15 protein-coding genes are annotated in these 20,826 nt (G+C 46.0%); 8 read left to right on the forward strand and 7 right to left on the reverse strand.

Annotated elements, in window-relative coordinates; genetic code table 11:
• The 6 genes from BT127_RS13165 to BT127_RS13190 all read right to left on the reverse strand — a co-directional run.
• Positions 1 to 2,801: cohesin domain-containing protein (locus BT127_RS13165; RefSeq protein WP_350339287.1), on the reverse strand; the 2,801-nt coding region annotated here is incomplete at its 3' end.
• Between the two features lie 57 nt (positions 2,802 to 2,858).
• Complete coding sequence (locus BT127_RS13170; RefSeq protein WP_075425443.1) at positions 2,859 to 5,084, reverse strand: dockerin type I repeat-containing protein; 2,226 nt, start codon at positions 5,082 to 5,084, stop codon at positions 2,859 to 2,861.
• A gap of 97 nt (positions 5,085 to 5,181) precedes the next feature.
• Positions 5,182 to 6,063 carry a cohesin domain-containing protein gene (locus BT127_RS13175; protein WP_075425444.1) on the reverse strand — a complete coding sequence of 294 codons (882 nt, stop codon included), beginning with the start codon at positions 6,061 to 6,063 and terminating at the stop codon, positions 5,182 to 5,184.
• A 429-nt stretch (positions 6,064 to 6,492) separates the two neighbouring features.
• On the reverse strand, positions 6,493 to 7,767 hold the full coding sequence (locus tag BT127_RS13180; RefSeq protein WP_075425445.1) for a CapA family protein: 1,275 nt from the start codon (positions 7,765 to 7,767) through the stop codon (positions 6,493 to 6,495).
• 235 nt (positions 7,768 to 8,002) lie between these two features.
• Positions 8,003 to 9,001, reverse strand: a complete 999-nt coding sequence (dusB, locus tag BT127_RS13185) for a tRNA dihydrouridine synthase DusB (RefSeq protein WP_075425446.1) — start codon at positions 8,999 to 9,001, stop codon at positions 8,003 to 8,005.
• Positions 9,001 to 9,489, reverse strand: coding sequence for a GtrA family protein (locus tag BT127_RS13190; RefSeq protein WP_075425447.1), 489 nt, complete (start codon positions 9,487 to 9,489; stop codon positions 9,001 to 9,003). The genes dusB and BT127_RS13190 overlap by 1 nt, the downstream gene beginning before the upstream one ends.
• A 559-nt stretch (positions 9,490 to 10,048) precedes the next feature.
• Here BT127_RS13190 and polA point away from each other — a divergent pair.
• The 3 genes from polA to tsaD are packed head-to-tail and all read left to right on the forward strand — an operon-like array spanning position 10,049 to position 14,070.
• Entirely contained in the window at positions 10,049 to 12,583 is a 2,535-nt protein-coding gene (gene polA / locus BT127_RS13195) for a DNA polymerase I (RefSeq protein ID WP_075425448.1), read from the forward strand.
• Positions 12,584 to 12,587: 4 nt separating this feature from the next.
• Positions 12,588 to 13,046 carry a ribosomal protein S18-alanine N-acetyltransferase gene (gene rimI, locus BT127_RS13200; RefSeq protein WP_318257254.1) on the forward strand — a complete coding sequence of 153 codons (459 nt, stop codon included), beginning with the start codon at positions 12,588 to 12,590 and terminating at the stop codon, positions 13,044 to 13,046.
• A gap of 13 nt (positions 13,047 to 13,059) precedes the next feature.
• A complete protein-coding gene (gene tsaD / locus BT127_RS13205) occupies positions 13,060 to 14,070 on the forward strand; it encodes a tRNA (adenosine(37)-N6)-threonylcarbamoyltransferase complex transferase subunit TsaD (RefSeq protein ID WP_075425450.1) in 1,011 nt (336 codons plus the stop codon).
• A 260-nt stretch (positions 14,071 to 14,330) separates the two neighbouring features.
• Here the strand turns inward: tsaD and BT127_RS13210 are convergent, their stop codons facing one another.
• Entirely contained in the window at positions 14,331 to 15,422 is a 1,092-nt protein-coding gene (locus tag BT127_RS13210; RefSeq protein ID WP_075425451.1) for a hypothetical protein, read from the reverse strand.
• Positions 15,423 to 15,482: 60 nt separating this feature from the next.
• Here BT127_RS13210 and BT127_RS13215 point away from each other — a divergent pair, with 60 nt between their 5' ends.
• The 5 genes from BT127_RS13215 (at position 15,483) to BT127_RS13235 (ending at position 20,825) form a co-directional block, all read left to right on the forward strand.
• Complete coding sequence (locus tag BT127_RS13215; RefSeq protein WP_075425452.1) at positions 15,483 to 15,767, forward strand: YabP/YqfC family sporulation protein; 285 nt, start codon at positions 15,483 to 15,485, stop codon at positions 15,765 to 15,767.
• A complete protein-coding gene (locus BT127_RS13220) occupies positions 15,745 to 16,902 on the forward strand; it encodes a sporulation protein YqfD (protein WP_075425453.1) in 1,158 nt (385 codons plus the stop codon). The genes BT127_RS13215 and BT127_RS13220 overlap by 23 nt, the downstream gene beginning before the upstream one ends.
• A 197-nt stretch (positions 16,903 to 17,099) precedes the next feature.
• The gene (locus BT127_RS13225; RefSeq protein ID WP_075425454.1) at positions 17,100 to 17,654 is read left to right on the forward strand and encodes an RNA polymerase sigma factor; all 555 of its coding nucleotides are present in this window, start codon (positions 17,100 to 17,102) and stop codon (positions 17,652 to 17,654) included.
• Positions 17,641 to 20,025, forward strand: a complete 2,385-nt coding sequence (locus BT127_RS13230) for a hypothetical protein (protein WP_075425455.1) — start codon at positions 17,641 to 17,643, stop codon at positions 20,023 to 20,025. Before BT127_RS13225 ends, BT127_RS13230 begins: the two co-directional genes overlap by 14 nt.
• Before the next feature lie 104 nt (positions 20,026 to 20,129).
• On the forward strand, positions 20,130 to 20,825 hold the full coding sequence (locus BT127_RS13235; protein ID WP_075425456.1) for a DUF421 domain-containing protein: 696 nt from the start codon (positions 20,130 to 20,132) through the stop codon (positions 20,823 to 20,825).
• Position 20,826: the final 1 nt, after the last annotated feature.

Genomic DNA, 20,826 nt, shown 5'->3' on the forward strand with positions numbered 1-20,826 from the left:
TGTACATCGACCTTTTCGCCTGCCTTAGCAGGTACCTTATCAGCTATATCCCATGTAGCAGTGCCTGTTGCAACATCGCCAACGAGGATAGAACCATTTGTAAGAGTTACCTTACTTGTTATATCGTTACCGTTTCCGTCAACTACGCAGAGGAAGCTGTCCTTATCGAAATCTACAGCATACTCGCCTGCAGGTGTACCTGCGGGAACTGAGATAACGAGAGTAGCTACTGCGTCGCCGTCCTTAACGGCTGAGCCTGCACCGGTACCGTTACCGAATGCGATCTCATTTGTATTTGTGTTGAATTCAACAGCATCAGCGTAAACTGAAGGAGTCTTAGCAGAGCTGAGTGAACCCTTAGCAGCCTTTACCTTGAACTGAGCGCCTGCAACTGTAAGATCACCGTTGCCTGATACCTTGATCGGTACTTCAACAGTAGAACCAGCCTTAGCAGGAACCTTGTCAGCTATATCCCAAGCAACGCTTCCGGAAGCTGCAGGAGTCTGGCTGCCCGGATTTGTAGGTGTCTGCTGTGGAGCGTTTGTAGGTGTCTGCTGTGGAGCGCTTGTAGGTGTAGGTGTAGGTGCATTTGTAGGTGTTGCCTGTGTAGGTGTTGTAGCAGGTGCATCAGTTGCATCGCTTGTGATGCGGATGATACCCTTCTCAACCTTAGCATCATACTCTACAGTCTTGCTGTCAACTACGTGGAATCTCTTGAAGGTGAACTCATAGTCACCCGGCTTAAGATCCTTTGATGTAGACAGCTTGAATGTCATGATAGGCTCACTTGCATTGAATGTTACAGGATCTCCGCCTGCTGCAAGTGAATTACAGTTGTATGTTGAGCCGTTAGCCTTCCAAGGTGAATCGTCCTGAGCAAGATTGATGCCGTCGAACTTCTTCATTGTAATGCCGTCCGGTAAGCTGTCAAACTCAACAGCATACATACCGGGGTTATGACCGCCGTTTTCAACCATAACCTCAACATCTACATCTTCGCCAGCCTTAACATTATATGTACCCGGCTTAACAACAAAGTCAGAAGTTGAAGGATTCTGAGCATTTGTAGGTGTAGCGCTTGAAGGTGTAGCGCTTGTAGGTGTAACTGTACCGCCGTTTGTTACAGTAACCTTTACAGGTGTAACAGCAGCGCCGAATTGCTTATCCTGACTCTCGATAACATCGAGTCTCTTGATCGGGATAGTGTACTCACCGGGAGCAACTGTGTTTGCAACGTCGAGATCGAAGTAGAAGAGTGGATCTTCTGTAGATGGCTTGATAGGATCGCCGCCGTTGAGTGAGTTGTTGTAATAAACGTCGCCAACCTTGTTCCAAGCTGTATCCTCAGCAGCCTCATTTGTCTTTGAAGGATTCTTCATTGTGAAGCCAGCAGGAAGATCGCCGAACTCTAATGCGTACATACCGGATGAGTGTGTACCGGGCTCAACGAAGAGGAGGATCTCCTTCTGAGTTGAACCAGCCTTGATCTCGTAATTATCCTTCTCAGGGAAGAGCTTGAACTCGCTGTTTACAGCAAGCTGCTTGTCAGATGTTGTAGGATTCTGTGCAGCCGGCTGATTACCCTGTGCAGGCGCATTAGTTGCAGGGGCATTAGTTGCAGGGGCATTAGTTACTACAGGTGTAGAACTATTGCCTACCTGGATCTTTACAGGTGTTGTAGCAGCTGTAAATGATGATTCAGGGCTCTCGATTACATCGAGTCTCTTGAAGTTTATTGTATAAACTCCATCAGGAACAGTGCTTGCGATCTGAAGATCGAAGTAGAAGAGCGGATCTTCTGTAGATGGCTTGATAGGATCGCCGCCGTTGAGTGAGTTATTGAAGTAAACGTCACCAACCTTGTTCCATGCAGTATCCTCAGCAGCTTCGTTAGTCTTGCTTGTCTTTACAAGTGTGAATCCGCTCGGAAGCGAATCAAATTCAAGCGCATACATACCGGCTGAGTGATTGCCCGGCTCGACCATCATAAGGATATCCTTGACAGTATCGCCAGCCTTTGCTGTGTACAGATCCTTCTCAGGGAAGAACTTGAACGAAGAATCAAGCTTCAGCTGTGACTGAGCAGGACTCTGTGCAGGTGTCTGGCTGCCCTGAGTAGCGGGAGCCTGAGTAGCAGGTGCCTGTGTAGGATTGTTCTGCGCAGGCGCATTAGTTACAGCTGCAGTTGTTGCAGGTCCGGCAACCTTTATTTTGATAGGCTGAACAGTAGCTGTATAGCCGTTAGATGTAGATTCGATCGTATCAACTCTCTTGAGATTGAGTGTGTATTCGCCGGGAGCAACATTGCTTCCAACAGCAAGATCAAAATAGAAGATAGGATCAGATGTTGATGGCTTGATAGGATCTCCGCCACCGCCAATAGAATTACAGTAATAAGCGTTACCTACAGTCTGCCAAGCGGTATCCTGTGCCGCGAGATTGACTTTACTTGGGTTTGAGATAGTGAAGCCATTAGGAACAGTGTCGAATTCTAAAGCATACATACCAACAGAGTGGCTGCCTGCATCTATCATCAAACTTAATTCCTTGATAGTGTCGCCGGCTTTTACCTCATAGACGTCCTTCTCAGGAAAGACTTTGATATCACTAGCCTTTTGAAGTACAGCGGAAGGAACGTCTGCAGTTTTCATTGCAGAAACATCCAGAATATCTCCCATACTAACGTTAGGCTGCACAGCGGATGAACCGCCGGCAGCGCTAACATTCATGGAAGATAATGCACTTGTCGCAACAGATGCGCTCATTGCGAGGGATGTAACTGCAGAAAGCAGTTTCTTCATCAGTGCATTTCCTTTCCGAGCTTATGCTCTATTATATTGGATTGCGTTTATCGTTTATTACTTGATGTCAGCAGCCTTTGCAGGGAGTGAAACAAGGTGAACGATAGACTTGATTATTGCCTTTGAGTCTGTGAAGTCAGGGTTTGCTGTTCCTGTAGGATCGCAGCAATCTGCATTAAGGAGACCCTGTGCTGAAACTGTGATAGAAGTCTTGTCTGTGAGGTACTTGTTAAGGATAACAACGTCAGCGATGTTAACCTTGCCGTCGCAGTTTGTATCACCGTATGTAACGTTTGTTGCAGCTGTAGGCTGAGCAGCTGTAGGCTGAGCCTCTGTTGGCTGAGCAGCTGTAGGCTGTGCCTCTGTAGGCTGTGCAGGTGTAGGCTGTGCCTCTGTAGGAGCTGCTGTTGTAGGCTGAGCAACTGTGCCGCCTGATACAGTGATCTTGATAGGCTGTGTAACTGAAGCTGCGAATGAGCTATCCTTGCTCTCGATAACGTCAAGTCTCTTGATCGGGATTGTGTACTCGCCGTCAGCTACTGTGCTTGCAACTTCGAGATCGAAGTAGAAGAGAGGAGCCTCTGTAGATGGCTTGATAGGATCGCCGCCGTTGAGTGAGTTATTGAAGTAAACGTCGCCAACCTTGTTCCAAGCTGTATCCTCAGCAGCCTCGTTTGTCTTAGCTGGGTTCTTGATTGTGAAACCAGCAGGAAGCTGACCGAATTCTAATGCGTACATACCGGATGAGTGTGTACCGGGATCAACGAAGAGGAGGATCTCCTTCTCAGTTGAGCCAGCAGTTACAGGATAGTTAGCCTTCTCAGCGAAGAGCTTGAACTCGCTGTTTACAGCAAGAGTCTTATCCTCTGAAGCATCTGTAGGAGTTACAACAGCCTGTGTAGCTGTAGGAGCAGCTGTAGGTGCAGCTGTTGGAGCAGTTGTTGTAACCGGAGCAACTGCGCCGCCTGTTACCTTAACCTTGATAGGTGTTGTAACTGAAGCTGCGAATGAGCTATCCTTGCTCTCGATAACGTCAAGTCTCTTGATCGGGATTGTGTACTCGCCGTCAGCTACTGTGCTTGCAACTTCGAGATCGAAGTAGAAGAGCGGATCTTCTGTAGATGGCTTGATAGGATCGCCGCCGTTGAGTGAGTTGTTGAAGTAAACGTCGCCAACCTTGTTCCAAGCTGTATCCTCAGCAGCCTCGTTTGTCTTAGCTGGGTTCTTGATTGTGAAACCAGCAGGAAGCTGACCGAATTCTAATGCGTACATACCGGATGAGTGTGTACCGGGATCAACGAAGAGGAGAAGCTCCTTAGCAGTTGAACCAGCTTTAACCTCGTAAACATCCTTCTCAGCGAAGAGCTTGAACTCGCTGTTTACAGGGAGAGTCTTATCCTCTGTGCTTGTGCCTGGTGCAGCAGTTGGCTGTGCAGGTGCAGCAGTTGGCTGTGCAGGAGCAGCAGTTGGCTGTGCAGGTGCAGCTGTTGGAGCAGCTGTAGGTGCAGCTGTTGGAGCAGCTGTAGGTGTAGGTGTAGCAGCGCCACCGTTAACCTTGATCTCAAGGCCGCCCTTAAGGTTGAGGTTAGAATTCTTTGTAGAATACTTTGTTCCGCCAACCTCGATGAGGTTTGAATAGATGTCAGGATACTTAGCATCCTTTAAGTAATCAAGGAAGTCAATTGTATATGTGCCAGCCTTTGTTCCCTTAGGGAATGTAACGTTAACAACGAAGATCGGATAATCATCAGACTTAGAACCGGTCCACTTGTAGCCTGTTCCGTCAGAAGCAGTTGTCCATGCGAGAGAAGCAACATTGTTTGTCTCGTTACCAGCAGGATCACCTGTTTCGTCAGCGTCAACAACAACAGTACCTGTAGGAACGAACTTAACCTTACCTCTTGCAACAGTTGCCTCACCTGCGAAGTTGTAGAGAGCGTCTGTTGTATAAGACTCGCCGTCGATTGTAACGCTCTTCGCAGCACCTACTGACTTACCAGGAGCAACAGCCTCAAACTTAACAGCTGAAGCATCGCCGTCCTTAGAGTGTACAGTGAACTTAGAAGAGATTGTCTGGCAATCATTTGTGCCTTCAACGATGTAAAGACCAACTGGTACAGTTACATCAGCACTTGTTGTATCGATAGTTGTCGATGCATTATCAAATGCACGAATTTCAAGAGTCTTGCTTGCGTCAGCAGCGCCTGTTGTAAAAGGAACAGCTGAAACAGCCATTGATGCAGCCATAGCAAGTGTAGCAGCTGCAGAAATAAATTTCTTCATTTGTAATAATTCCTTTCTTTAGATCCGCAGACCTTTAATAACTTATGAATTGGGTTTGTATTCCTTTGTAAGGGGGACAAATCAGATAATCACAGAATCAAAGCTTTTCGAGTCCTGCATCTACGCGCTGAATGAACAGAGCGTCATTAGCTGTTATACCTGCATTACCGTCACAGTCAGCATTAGCCTGAGCCTGTGCATCAAGAGGATACTTCTTTGCATTTGCAACATACTGAAGTATAGCAAGTGCGTCAGCGAGTGTAACATCGCCATCGAGTGTAGCATCGCCCTTCTTAGTAGGCTTAACTGTTGCTGATGTAGGTGCAACTGTAGTAGGAGCTACTGTAGGAGCTGCTGTTGTAGCTGGTGTAGGATCGCCTACTGTAACGCTGCCGTCAGTAACCTTAACCTGGTACTGAACAGTTTCCTTAGAATTCTTCATGTAACCACAGTCGATCTCAGTGTTCTTAACACCTGAGCCAACATATGTCTCATGAGGTGTAGGAACGATCTTGATAGCAGCCTTAGCGCCATCCTTAGCATCTGACTTTACCTTACCGGATACAGTACAGAATACGCCGTCGCTCTTCAGCCAATAAGATGCGTCTTCAAGAGATGTTGACCACATCAGACTGATCATTCCCTCTCCATTGTCTGAGTAGCTACTGAAATTAGGAAGCAGAGAAGCTGTTGTATCGCTCTTTGCTGCTCCTGTATTTGTAATAGCTCCTGCATCAACCTTGTCAATAGATATCACTGAGCTGTCGTACTGGATAGAGAAACCACAAGCCTGGATACCTGTTGACGGAATATCAGCCAGAGATACTTCCACAGTATACTGCCCTCCTGCTTTTGCTGTCGCATTACCGACCTTAATCTGCACTGTTTCGCCGGCTGCGAAAGCGGGTGACATTGAGCAGATGGAAAGTGAAAGCATCGCAGCGGCCATAGCTCCGATGACTATCTTTTTTGTCTTCATGTTTTTTCCTCCTTCTTCATTAATTGTTATATAACAAAGGAACTTCCTGCCCCTTTTATTATATCAAGTCTTATGTGCGGCGGACAATCCGCCTTTCATGAACAAACAGCGGAGTTTCGGACAGGTTCATCCTGACGCTCTCGCGGGATATGTACATGCCCGCACCGGCTTTCGGAGACCTTCGCACTCTTCCGCAGTGTTTCTGCACTAAGACACATCACACTGCCGTGACGAGATACTACATCCCAAATTCTATATTTATTCATGATTTCATTATATATCAGGTCTTAAAAAAAGTAAATAGGTTTATATTGTTTTTGGTATTTTATCTAAACATCTGATACTGTTTTTGAACGGTTTGCACAATGGATTTTTTCTTAAAAATGACCGTTCAAAGCCTGAATATGAACCGTTTTTTAACGATACAAATTATTTATCCAACTTCCTGAATTCTTCAGGGATATTGTTGTTTATTATGTCGTTTATAACGTCCCAGCCGAAGTTGGTATATGTGCCCTGCGGTACCGCATACGGCACACCGTGTTTGTCTGCAAGCTCGGGAGAATACTTGCTGTAGGGGTATACTCTCAGGTTTGCAAAATCCGGCGATTCATAGTGAATTATAGTCGGTATGCAGCCGACGTTTTCAAGTGTTACCTCACCTGTTTCGCCATCGAGAACTATATCGAAATCGGGCATCTCTCCAACCAGATTGAAGTTATCAGTCTGGCAGCAGATGAAGTTGCCCATTGAGTAGTAAACAAAACCTCTTGTATTGTCATCGCGTTCGATCCATTCCATTGTCTCTGCTGTATGGGTGTGGCATCCGAGTATAACATCAGCGCCCCAGTCCACCATTTTCTCAGCAAGTTCCTTCCTGTCTGGCGATACCTCATGGGTATCCTCAACGCCCCAGTGTGCCGAAACGATGACTGCATCGGCTTTTTCCTTAGCCTCTTTGATCTGGCGCTCGATAACGTCCTCTTCGCTGTTCATAATAACACGAAGCGGAGAATCATAAGGTATCTCGAAGCCGTTGAGGTGCTCGGCATAAGCAAGGAAAGCAATTTTAACGCCGTTGACTTCACGGATCCTGATGTTATTTGCATCCTCATCGTTGAGGTAGGCACCGAGGACAGTAAGATCATTTTCCTCGGCTTTTTTATTCCAGAAGCGGATAGATTCCTCAAGGGCATCCGCACCGAAATCAAGCAGATGATTATTAGCCATGGTAAACACATCAAAACCAAGATCTATTACCGCATCAGCGACCTCGGGAGGAGAATTGAACAGCAGCGCACCGCCGTTTCCTCCGCGGAGTTCATTGCTTTCGGAGATTATCGTCTCCTGATTCAGGATAGCGACATCCGCATCCTCAACGATGTATTTCACATGCTCATAAAGCGGCTTGAAGTTGAAGTTTTCACCTTCGCCTGCAAGCAGTTCCGCATTCTTGTAAACGGAATAGTGAATAAGGTTGTCACCTGCCGCCGTAACGTGAACTCTTTTGTCCTCGGGGACAGGCTCTGTGGAAGGTTCTTCCGTAGCAGTTTCTTCTGTAGGCTCTTCGCCGTCTGAAGCCGAATCGGAAGTGTTATCGTAATCAGCAGAACCTACGACTTTTGAACCGCAGGATGCTGTAGATACAGCGCACATCATGCACACAAGTGCCAGCGCAGCTGTACGCATTCTTTTAAATGTCATAGTTTTTCTTCCTTTTCTTTACCTTTGTTCTCAGGTTAATTATATCACACTTTTTTTGCTTTTGCAATTACAAATTGTATCATTTTTATGTCTGATTACAAGTAGTTTTACCCGTTATTTTTTTGATAATCGAGGTTTTTTCCCTATTTTTCGGGAAATTCCATATTTATCATTTGTTGCGGATTTTTGGTCAGCGGTTTGCACGAATTTTTTGGTTGATTTTTGTGCAATTCGTTCATTCAATACCTCTGCTCCGCTGCAGCGCAATAAATTCTTCCGCCAGACCGACTGCCTCCGAATAGGATGACAGCTGATAGCATCTTCCGCGGAACTTTGCCGAACCGTAATAGCCGTTCATGTACCATGCTGCATGTTTCCGTGCCTCGTGCATAGCCATTTCCTCGTTCTTTTCACTGAGACTGATAATGAGCCTTATATGCTCCAGCATCACGTTCATTTTTTCTTCAAGTGAAGGCGGAGCGTAGTCCGCACCTCTGAGCCTTGCAGCTATCTCGTCAAACACGAAGGGATTACCGTAGCTGCCTCGTCCGATCATAACAAGGTCGCAGCCTGTCTCACGGTACATCCTTATGCAGCTGTCCGCATCGGATACATCGCCGTTGCCTATGACAGGTATACCAACGGCTTCCTTTACGCTTCCTATAACGCTGATATCAGCTTCGCCGCTGTAGAACTGATCTCTTGTACGTCCGTGTACCGCAACAGCCGCAGCTCCTGCCGATTCAGCAGCCTTAGCCATTTCAGCAGCGTTTATCTGACCGCTGTTCCAGCCGCTTCTTATCTTCACCGTAACGGGCACATCTCCCGCAGCCTTTACCGCCGCAGCAGTTATGCTCTCCGCAAGTCTGACATCCTTCATAAGTGCGGAACCTGCGCCCGTATTGACTACCTTCGGCACGGGACAGCCCATATTTATATCGATGATATCGGGACGGTACTCCAGCACTATCTTTACGGCTTCCGCCATGAAGTCGGGTTCGCTTCCGAAAAGCTGTATACCCATAGGGCGTTCCTCATCCGTGACCGTACAGAGCTCGGCAGTTTTTCTGTCGCTGTAGCATATGCCTTTCGCCGAGACCATTTCGCTTACCACATATGCCGCACCGTACTTCTTGCACATCAGTCTGTATGCACGGTCCGCAACTCCCGCCATCGGGGCAAGAGCCGCTGTACGTCTGACAGGTACCTTACCTATATATAATGTATCAGTCATCAGTCCGCCTTTGCTTCGTCCTTTTTCTTGAAAACGAACAGCTTGCTGATAACGTAGTTGAGTATCAGTACAACCACGTTAGCGATTATCTTCATTACCCAGTAATTGATCTTCAGTTTGCCGTATCCCACTGCCATCATAACAGCCTCAACTACGAGAGTGAAAACTCTTCCGCCGTAGAAGGAAGCGGCTTCCGTAACAAGTGCCTTTGCACCTTTTGCTTCCGAACCGAATACCCATGCCCTGTTGGTGAGATATGCAAAAGTTACCGCACATATCCATGAAATGACCGTACTTACAGTGCCGACCATTTCGCCGCCCATGCTTGTCCTTTCAAGGAGGTTCTTTGCTATACCTGCTGAGACAAAGCTTACTGCTGTGGTAAGAACACCGAAGAACAGATACAGCCACTTCTCCTCGTATTTGTAATATATGTTCTGAAGCGGCTTAGGGAGTATCGAAACACAAGCCTTTATGAGTTTATCCATTTTGTCTTTCCTTTCGTTATTTTCTTGCGTACTCTATACTATTGATCTGTCAACTAAATCTCGAATCTGATACTTGACAAAAATGGAATTTCTCTGCGTTGCAAAAGCTTGCAATACGACAGTATTCCTTCACTTTTGTGCCTTGATAAATTTCATTTTTGCCTTCGTCTGAACTTCAAGATTTATTTGCCACATCAATATAATAACAATATTCTGTGAATTTTTCAAGAGGTTTTGGAAAATTAAAAATGTGCAAATGTAACAAAATAAGGTAACTTAACGCAGTAAACAGAAAGTAGAAATATTATTACAGCTGATACGCATAATATTTTATCGCTGCTTTCTCATTACTGCTTTACGATAGATGATAAAGGATTTCTGTATCCCTTTATCTTGCTATTTTCTTTTATCCGTGTTATAATAATTAATATGTACTCAATAACTGCCTTTAGGAGGTTATTGCCCCGAACAATGTTCGGGTAGTGCAAATTCCTCATACAAGAGTGAATTTGCGCGTCGCATTTCTTTATGTACTCAATAATCGTTTAAGGAGACGCCTATGAAACTTCTTGCCATTGACGGAAACAGCATATTAAACCGTGCATTCTACGGCATACGCCTGCTTTCAAACAAAAAGGGCGTGTTCACAAATGCTGTCTTCGGATTCATGAATATATACCTTAAAAACGTCAGCGACGTACATCCCGATGCGGTAGCTGTCGCATTCGACCTGCGCTCACCTACATTCAGACATAAGGCAGCTGCTTACTACAAGGCTAACCGAAAGGGAATGCCCGAGGAGCTTGCACAGCAGCTTCCCATAGTCAAGGAGCTTCTCGGACTTATGGGAGTGAAGGTAGTTGAATGTGAAGGCTATGAAGCTGACGATGTCCTCGGTACACTATCGAAACTCTGCTCGGATAACGGTGACAAGTGCTATGTCCTTACGGGAGACCGCGACAGCCTTCAGCTCATCGACGATAATGTTACCGTACTTCTTGCAACCAACAAGGAAACCATTCACTACACTCCCCAGAAATTTATGGAGGACTACGGATTCGAGCCCATAAAGCTCATCGACCTTAAAGCTCTTATGGGAGACAGCTCCGATAATATCCCCGGTGTCGCAGGCATCGGTGAAAAGACTGCTTCTTCACTTATAAAGGAATACGGTACTATCGAGAAGCTGTATGAAGTATACGAAGACTCATCCCTTACAAAAGGAGTAAAGGCAAAACTTGCCAACGGTATCGACTCGGCTAAGGAGAGCAAGTGGCTTGCAACCATCGTCCGTGATGCTCCCATTGATAAGGTGCTGAAGGACTATATCCCCTCGCCTGCCGACAATGCAGCGATAAGCAGTCTTCTGACAGAGCTTGAAATGTTCAAGCTGCTTGATAAGCTCGGCATAAGCGCTTCCGAGGCAGAAGCAGCAGTTCCCGTACAGACTGTAGAGCACACGCCCGTTGAAGTGGAGCTGAAGCCCCTTACAGCCGGGGACGTAAAGTCGTTCGATGAAGTTTCATATCTCTTTGACGGGACCGTATTGTCCGTCAGAAGCGGAGATACAGTCCTCTCTACTAAAGAGACGGATGAGATACTCGCTTTTCTCAGTTCTCCCTGTAAAAAAATTACTATCGACGCAAAACCCCATTACCGCTATGCTATGGCTAACGGCATTTCACTCTGCGGACTTTCCTGCGATGCTGCTCTCTGCGGTTATCTGCTCAACACCTCCGCTTCCGACTACACTATCGAAAAGCTCTGTGCAGAGTACGGAGTTCACTACTGCACGGAAAACGGTGAGTTTGCGGACCTTGTCTCACTTAAGGAACTGACGGAAAAGCTCCTTGCAGAAGTTGACAGGGAAGGCATGACGGACCTGCTCTATAATATAGAAATGCCCCTTACCGAAGTTCTCGCCTCTATGGAGCATACAGGAATAAAGATAACCGAACAGGGCGTTAAGGAGTTCGGTACCTCGCTTTCCGAAATGATAGAAGAAACTCAGCAGATGATATACGATGATGCAGGTCACGAGTTCAATATCTCCTCACCCAAACAGCTCGGAGAAGTTCTTTTCGGTGAAATGGGACTTCCTGCAAAGAAAAAGACCAAAAGCGGCTACTCTACAAGTGCCGATGTACTTGAAGACCTCCGCTACGAATTCCCTATCGTGGACAACGTACTGAAATACCGTCAGTACACAAAGCTCAACTCCACCTACGTTGCGGGACTTCTCGACAAAATAGCTCCCGACGGACGCATCCACACATGCTTCCGCCAGACTGAAACAAGAACGGGACGTATCTCCTCTACCGAACCGAATATGCAGAACATCCCCGTCCGCACCGAACTTGGCTCGCAGATGAGAAAGTTCTTTACTGCCGAAGAAGGCAGAGTTCTCGTGGACGCCGATTACAGTCAGATCGAACTGAGAGTTATGGCTCATCTCTGCGGCGATAAGAATATGATATCAGCATTCACCTCGGGCGAGGATATACACACATCTACTGCCGCACAGGTATTCGATGTACCGTCCATAATGGTTACTCCCGAAATGAGAAGCGCTGCCAAAGCGGTAAACTTCGGAATAATCTACGGTATCGGAGCATTCTCCCTTTCAAAGGACATCGGTACGAGCGTACAGCAGGCTAAGCGCTATATCGACGATTACCTTGCAAAATATCCAAAGGTACACGAGTTCATGGAGTCCACCGTGGACAATGCCATGAAAACAGGCGTAGTAACTACCATGTTCGGACGCAAAAGGCGCATTCCCGAGCTCGCCTCATCCAATAAGGTACTTCAGGCAGCAGGAAAGCGCATCGCTATGAATACTCCAGTACAGGGTTCGGCTGCGGACCTTATCAAGATAGCTATGATAAATGTATACCGCCGTCTGAAAGCGGAAAAACTCGATGCTGAACTGATATTACAGGTACACGATGAACTCATCATAGAATCCGATGTATCCTGCGCTGAAAAGTGCGCCGAGATACTTCAGGAGGAAATGCAGGGCGTTTACGATATGAAGGTACCTCTTGCCGTGGACGTTCATCAGGGACAGAGCTGGTACGATGCAAAGGGTTGATACTATGGGAGAGATAACAATACAGAAGGTAACTCCCGATGCTCCCGAGGAACTCTTTGCAGCTATGTCACAGCTTGATATGCTCTGCTTCTCGGATGCAGGCTGGTCCCCGCAGGACTTCATGGATGAAGCCGCAATGGAATCGGGTATAGTCCTTGCAGCGTACTGCGGAAAGGAGCTTGCAGGTCTGCTTGCAGGCTTCACGGCTTCAGATACGGGAGAGATACTTACAGTTGCAACTACACCAAAATACCGCAGAAAGGGCATAGCAAGAAAGCTTATGGAAGTTTTCTTTTCCTATGTGCCCGAGGAAACGGAGAGCATCGCCTTAGAGGTAAGGCAGTCCAACACTGCCGCTGCAGCACTGTATGGGAGCTTCGGCTTTGAAAAAGTCGGCGTAAGACGGAGATTCTACCGTGAACCTGTTGAAGATGCCGATATCATGGTAAAAAGATTAGTATAAAGAAGGTCATATAATGCTTATACTCGGAATAGAAAGCTCTTGCGACGAGACTGCCGCAAGCATCGTCGGGGACTGCCGAACAATAAAGTCCTCGGTCATATCCACACAGATAGAAGAACATAAAAAGTACGGCGGAGTAGTACCTGAGATAGCTTCACGCCGACACTGCGAGAATATACTCGGAGTTACAAGAAAGGCTCTGGACGACGCAGGTGTTACACTTGCTGATATAGATGCTGTTGCAGTTACCTACGCTCCGGGACTTATAGGCGCCCTCCTTGTGGGAGTCAGCTTCGCAAAATCGCTTGCAATGTCCGCAGGGAAACCGCTGGTACCCGTCCACCACATCGCAGGTCATATAGCTACCAACTACCTCACCCATCCACAGCTTGAACCGCCTTACCTCTGCCTTGTAGCAAGCGGCGGCCACAGTCATATCATCGAGGTCCTGAGCTATACCAGGTTCCGCGTTGTGGGAAGAACAAGGGACGATGCCGCAGGTGAATGCTTCGATAAGTGTGCAAGGGCTATGGGATTCCCATACCCGGGAGGAGTTCACGTAGATCAGGCAGCACAGACAGGCGATCCGACTGCATTCCGTCTGCCGAAGCCGACTGTTGCAGGCAACGAATTCGACCTCAGCTTCTCGGGACTTAAAACATCTGTCATCAACCTTATACATAACTCACAGCAGAAGGGCATCAAACTGAATTACAATGACCTTTCAGCAAGTATACAGTCCACTATTTCCGAAGTTCTTACGGACAGGACTATCCGTGCAGCAGAAGCGCTGGGTTACAGGAAAGTAGCACTTGCAGGAGGAGTTTCAGCAAATTCGGGAGTACGTGCAGCTCTGTCGGCAGCCTGTGCAGACAAGGGATTCGAGTTCTACATGCCTGAGAAGAGTCTCTGCGGAGACAACGGCGCAATGATAGCGTGTCAGGGAAGCTACAACTTCCTTGCAGGCATAACAGCGGACGAAAGTCTCAACGCCATTGCAACACTTTCAATGGACGAGATATAGGACTCAAATATACATTAATATAAGGGAAGAAATCGTTTCTTCCCTCAGTTTGTCAAAAAAAGTATGAATTCATCAGGGAACGCCCTCTCTTGCAGGGCGTTCCCTCTTTCAAAACAGTCCACCGGACTGTTTTGAAATTCACCCTTTGCTGAGCGCTTATAAGGCTATATGTGGGGCTTTGCCCCACACCCCACCAAAGGCTCTGCCTTTGGAATCCGCTAAAGGGATAGTATCCCTTTAGAATCCCCAAATTAATGTTTTCATTTTACCGTTTTTTCATTTCTTGCAATGAGAATTACGGTCATTATTATAAGCAGAACGGAAGGTACGGGCGACTGCGCTTTATGTACTGATGCTGATACAGATGCAGCCTCAACGACCTTTCCCGTTATCAGCAGCGGAGTTATAATCCTGCACACTATGTAACTGAGAAAAGCGGCAGCTATACGAAGTCCGACTATGCGTCCCATTGAAAACCGTCCACGGATAATTGTCCGAAGCTGGAAGAATACGCACACTCCGCCGAACGAGACAAGTGCCGAGATAACAGGCAGCAGCGAGTAATCTTTGCTTGGAAGCTCCGAAACTGCGGTAACATCCAGAATCGCTCCGAGTATCGCAGATACGCAATACTCCGAACGTCCGCTTATGTCGGACAAAATGCCGCATAATGCCTGTACTGCTCCGCAGCTTCTTATCATTTCCGCAATGACCGCAAAAATCACGACCGCAAAACATATCTCCAGAACAGAACGTCCGCTTTCCGAAACGCACTCTGTAAACATCTCAGCCGAACTGTCAGCTTTACTCCTGTATTTGCTGTCCGTCCTGTCTTTACGAAGCATTGGCGAGAAGACAAGTCCCAGAATAATATTTGCCGCCGCACACGAAAGCATGACTGCTCTTCCCGTCCACGTACTTCCGTAAAGCTGTGCGGCGATACACCCGTGTATGAAAGAGGGACCTGCTCCGAAACAAAGACCGCAAAGTAAACTTCCCCGTTCACTGTTTATCCTTCTCTGCTCTGCCCTGCCGCAGAGCATTTTTGCTCCCACGGGATAGCCTGCAAGCGAACTGAAAACAAATACAGCGAACTCATCTCCGTTCATACCGAAAAGCCTTCCTGCCAGCGAAAAAAACGGTGCGGTTCTGTCCGCAGCTCCGCTTCTGATAAAAAGCTGTGACATGACCATTACCGCATAAAGGGAGGGTATTATAACTCCAAGACATCTTCCTATCCCCTCGGCAGCTGCCTTGCCTGTTTCCTGCGGACGGATAAGGCAAAGAAAAAATCCTGCTGCCGATAGAGCTATCATTAAATATGTCCCTGTTTTTTCCTTGTCAGCTTTCATATTCATCACCTCTGCTATCATATTATTGAAAAAGGCAAAATATGATAGGAGGAATACAGCATGTTTGATAAGCTCACACGGGAAATGCGTGATACCCTCTACCTTAATTCAGACATGTTCCTTAGCAGCAACAGGGAACTGGTCATCGAGAACTGTCAGCGCATAGAGGAATACAACGATGTATACATACGGATAGCATCAGGCGGACTCTTTATACATATATGGGGAAACTCTCTCCGTGCGGACGGTTTCAGGTCGGGCGGTCTAAGAGTACACGGCAGAATAAGCAGACTTGAATTGACCGAGAGGAGCAGAAGATCAGTTGAAGATAATAAGCAGGGTTAAGATATACGTTTACGGCAGGGAGCTTTACCGATTCATAAACCGTATCCACGAAGAAAAAATATACTGCACAGATCAGTTCTGCCGCAAGGACGTTTTCTGCGGATCGATATTCAAGCGTGATCTTCATAGGGTAAAGGAGCTGAGTTCGGAGCTTGGATTAAGACTGAGATACACAGAGCCTGAAAGTCTTTTTTCGATCCTGCGGAGGTACCGTCTGCGCATCGGAGCTTTTACGGGTACAGCCGTGATACTGCTGTTTGCGGCATATTTTTCGGGTACGGTCGTTTCTATCGATATACAGGGAAATGAGCGCATAAGCGATCAGGTCATACTCTCGGCTCTTGAAGAACTTGATATAACCTGCGGTACACCAATGCGTGATATTGATTTTGAACTTACGGAGAATCGTCTCCGCCTTATGGTGGACGGTTTATCATGGGCAGGACTTCACCGCTCGGGAAGCCGCCTTGTAGTAAAAGTAACGGAAGTACGTCCCAGACCTGATATGATACCTTACCGCACTCCCTGCAATGTTGTGGCTTCCGAAACTGCACGGATAGTAAGCACCGTTGTCCGTGACGGCAGACTCATGCACGTCAGCGGAGAAACTGTACCCAAAGGTACTCTCCTCATAAGCGGAGTAACTACGGATGAACTGGGACACACTCTGCTTCACCACGCAATGGGAGATATAACTGGGATTTACAAGCGTCAGATAAGCTTCTCAGCACCTTATGAACAGACTGTCCGCAAGTCCTCGGGACGCACTAAAAATGTCCGCCGACTTAAAATATTCGGAGCTGAAATCCCACTTTTTTCGGGGAACTGTCACTTTGCTGACAGCGAAGTAAATACCTCTGAACGCAGCCTTTTGCTGTTCGGGAAAAAGCTCCCGCTAAGTGTCATAAACCACAGATACACCGAACTCGTTACCGTTGATGCAGTTCTGTCCGAGGAGGAGCTTGAAGCCGAGCTTATTGGTAAAGTCTATCTTTACGAGAAGAATTTCCTCAGCGATAAAGAGATACTCGAACGCAATATATCTTACTCTTCAACAGAAGAAGCCATGACCGTAACTGCCGATTACAGACTTAAGGGGGATATCTGCGAAACCCGTGAGCTGTTCGTTAAATAGCTCACGAGTTGACTTTTCACCGCCGAAATGATAAAATAATAACAGTGCCGCACACCGCCGTATGGCAGCCTTTGTGCGGCTTTATTTTTTTTGATGACAGACACCCGAAAAAATTTTTTTGAAAAATCCTAAGACTTTCATGAAAACACATCGTCTAATATAGTGAAAGGCAAATCTTTCCGGAAAGGAGCCGATCAATGGATAATGGTTCCCGTAGCTACGACCGTTACCTTAATGGAGATGATTCTGCTCTGTCTGAAATAGTTCACGAATATAAAGACGGACTAACGCTCTATCTTAATACCTTCACAAATAATCTTTATGACGCAGAAGAAATAATGGAAGAAACGTTCTATAAGCTCGCATATAAAAAGCCGAAATTTAAAGGAAAAAGCTCTTTCAGAACATGGCTTTACAGTATAGGACGTAACCTCGCCATAGATTATCTGCGGAAACGCTCACGTCATTCCGCAGAATCGCTCGAAGATCACTACGATCTTAAAGGAAATGAAGATATCGAGTTGAATTATATAAAGGAAGAGCAGAAGAAAATGATCCATAAAGCAATACATGATCTCAGATCCGAATACCGTCAGGTAATATGCCTTATATATCTTGAGGGATTTGATACCTCCGAGACGGCAAGGATCATGCACAAAACAAACCGACAGATAACCAACCTTCTTTATCAGGCAAAAAAAGTCCTGAAAAAAGAACTTGAAAAAGGGGGTGTATCTTATGAGGGATTATGATGAAGTAACCAATACCGTCCTTAAACGCAGGGACGCACAGATAGCTAAACGCAAGCATCAGATGTATGTGGTCAAAAGAAGTGCTGCTGCAGCTTTTTCACTGTGCATAGTATCTGCCGCAGGAATAGGCATATGGAAGAACAACTCCCTGAGATCAGCCCTTGACGATCATCACAGCAGCAATGTGATAACCGAAACTACAGGCGCTTCGGAACCCACTGCCGCAGCAGTCACAGAATATACTACACAGCAAACTACTGCAAAAGCAACTCAGCAAACTGCTGCAAAGGAAAAGAACACCGTGACAACAGCGGTGCAAAAAAGCAGCAAAACAACTCCGTATAACACCTCTGCCGTAAAGTCCCACACTGTTTCAACAGTTCCCGCGGCAGAGACAGTTACAGAGAAGATAGTATCGGGAAATGCAAAGGAAACGCAGTTACCTGCAAATACAGTGCCGACGCAGAGAACTGCAGCCAATGCAGTCCGTACTTCTTCTCCTGTAACTACAGTAAATATCAGAACAGGAGCAAATACATTTGCGGCAACTTCCGGAATTCAGACAAGCGTCTATACAGTTACTTCACAGTCTGCTGTGACCACGATCAGCGAAAGCGAAAGGAGTAATTACATGAAAAAGATAGTAAGTATGCTTTCAGCAGCAGCCATGATGAGCTCTATCATACCGCATCCCGCAAACGCAGCAGATTTCGTAGACCCAGCAGTTAAATATTCAAATGGTTCTACAAGTTATTATGAATCAGGTATTGAAGTAAATCACGCTGAGCAGGAACTTTTCGATATGATAGATGCCGGACTCATCGATATAGACATCGACCGTAACGGCGAGATAAATATGCTCGACGGAGCGCTTTTGAATGTGTATGAAAACTATACCTACTATAAAAACTTAGCACAAACTTCTGCTGAAGTCCCGATGAACCAGTACGGTCATCTTGAATTCCATGCACCTTCAGAAGAGGCTATGGAATTCCTTGAAACCAGAAAGCCTATCCGCGATAAGGAAGTATTCAAAAATTTCAGATACTATGATGAACATGATATAGCAACTCTTGATTCTACTCTGATAATAAGATATTTACTGTTAAATAAGATCGAGCCTTCATATTTTGACCCTGATTATTACATTGATACGATCGGTTACCCTCACTATCAGATAATGGCAGACAGTCTGAATATGGAAAAGATCCAGGCAGAAATCGAAGCAGGTACTCTTTCCGACTTCTTCAGCGAGATAATGATACCTTCACAAACTATGGGCTGTATCAATACCAATGCTACTATGCTCCTCAGGGAAATAAGACCAAGAATATTAGACAAAAGCGGAATTGATTTCGATGTTGACGGAAACGGTGTTTTTGATCTTCATGACATTGAAAGATACGATCTCTTCGAACATATGTCAGGCATAAATAAAGATCTTTCAAAAATCGAATCAGACTCTTACGCAGCTTCAATTGATTTTGATTATGAAGCTTATATTAAATATCCGGGAGATGACTGCGAATTAGATGAAGAACTCTGGAACAATTGCAGCGATCTGTTCATTAAAACTCAGGAAGTAGTTTCAGAGTACGCTTATCTGAAAGACAACAGAAACTATTATGGAACTCCAAGTATATATTCACACATCAATGCAGACGATCTCATCGGCGTTTATTACATGCGCAACAGCTTCAAGACTACAGATCTTGAGACAGAGCAGTATAACAATAACGAAGAATTCATAACGGCTCTTGAAAGATATATGGAAACTCACGCCCTGGTAACAAGCAGAACTACGATCAACTTCAATGACTTCAACAACAATTTTGATAATTGGCTTAAGTCTTTAGAGCTTGGTGAAAAGGATGCACCGGATGTGGACAACAACGGCGTTATCGATCAGGTCGATTCTGATGCACTCAACATATTCTACGGCGATATCATGAATAACAGAACTGCTGATTCATCAGAGCTTCCTGCTGATATATGGAATCGTATAGACAACGGATACGATATAAACGGAAACGGTATCAATTCCGATGTAGGCGATATCATGATAATGCAGATGTATATCTTAATTCACAATCCAGAGATGTTCAAAGTAGAAAATGAACTTAGCGAGAGCTACAGTCAGACTATCGATATCATGTCAAAGCTCCCTATAGAGCGCTCAGGCGATGCAAACTGCGATAATGAAACAGGTCTTGCAGATGCACTTATAATCCTTCAGAACAACGCAAACAGCGAGAAATACCCACTCAATACACTTGGCAAGTTCAACGCAGACGTATACGAGACAGGCAACGGCCTCACTCCTATGGACGCACTCGAAATCCAGAAATGGGACGCAGAGCACAAAATATGATCTCTCATCCCAAACAATATCCTTCCCTGCACTTTCAAAGTGCAGGGACTTTTTTTGAATAAAACCGCACATAAATGATAAACTAACAAAAAGGAGCTGTTAATATGTGCGTAGTTCTGATCCGTTCACTCATCCTCTATCTACTTGTGATCTTCGCCGTAAGACTAATGGGCAAGCGTCAGCTCGGCGAGCTTCAGCCATCGGAGCTGGTAATAACCATACTCGTATCGAATATAGCAACTCTTCCGCTGGAGGACGTCGATATCCCTATTATCGTTGGAGTTACCCCCATACTGGCACTGGTCTGCTTCGAGGTCGTGATATCGTGGCTGAACCTTATTTCTCCTAAGCTGAGGAAGGTTATATCGGGAAGTCCGAAAGTAATAATCTCAAATGGAAGAATCGACCGTGAAACCATGCGTGAGCTGAGATTCTCCGTGGACGACCTTACAATGGCGCTCAGAAGTCAGGGTATCTTCGACCTTTCGGAAGTACAGTTCGCGGTGGTTGAAACTACGGGAAGCGTATCGGTAATGAAAAAAAGCGGCAAGGATACTCCCACAAGAGAGGATATGAAAATTACTGCTAAGGACTGCGATCCTCCTCATGTTATAATATCGGACGGTATAATACTGAACGCCGCTCTGAACAACACAGGCATTACAGAAGCTGAACTTAACAGACTTCTCAGACTTCACAGCATTGACAGCAGGGACATTTTTATAATGACTGCCGACCGTGAAAAGAACTGCTTCTGCTCAATGAAGGACGGAAAAAATCTTGCTTTCAAAGGAGAATAAC

Source organism: Ruminococcus sp. XPD3002, assembly GCA_900119535.1.
GTDB classification, from domain to species: domain Bacteria; phylum Bacillota; class Clostridia; order Oscillospirales; family Ruminococcaceae; genus Ruminococcus; species Ruminococcus flavefaciens_H.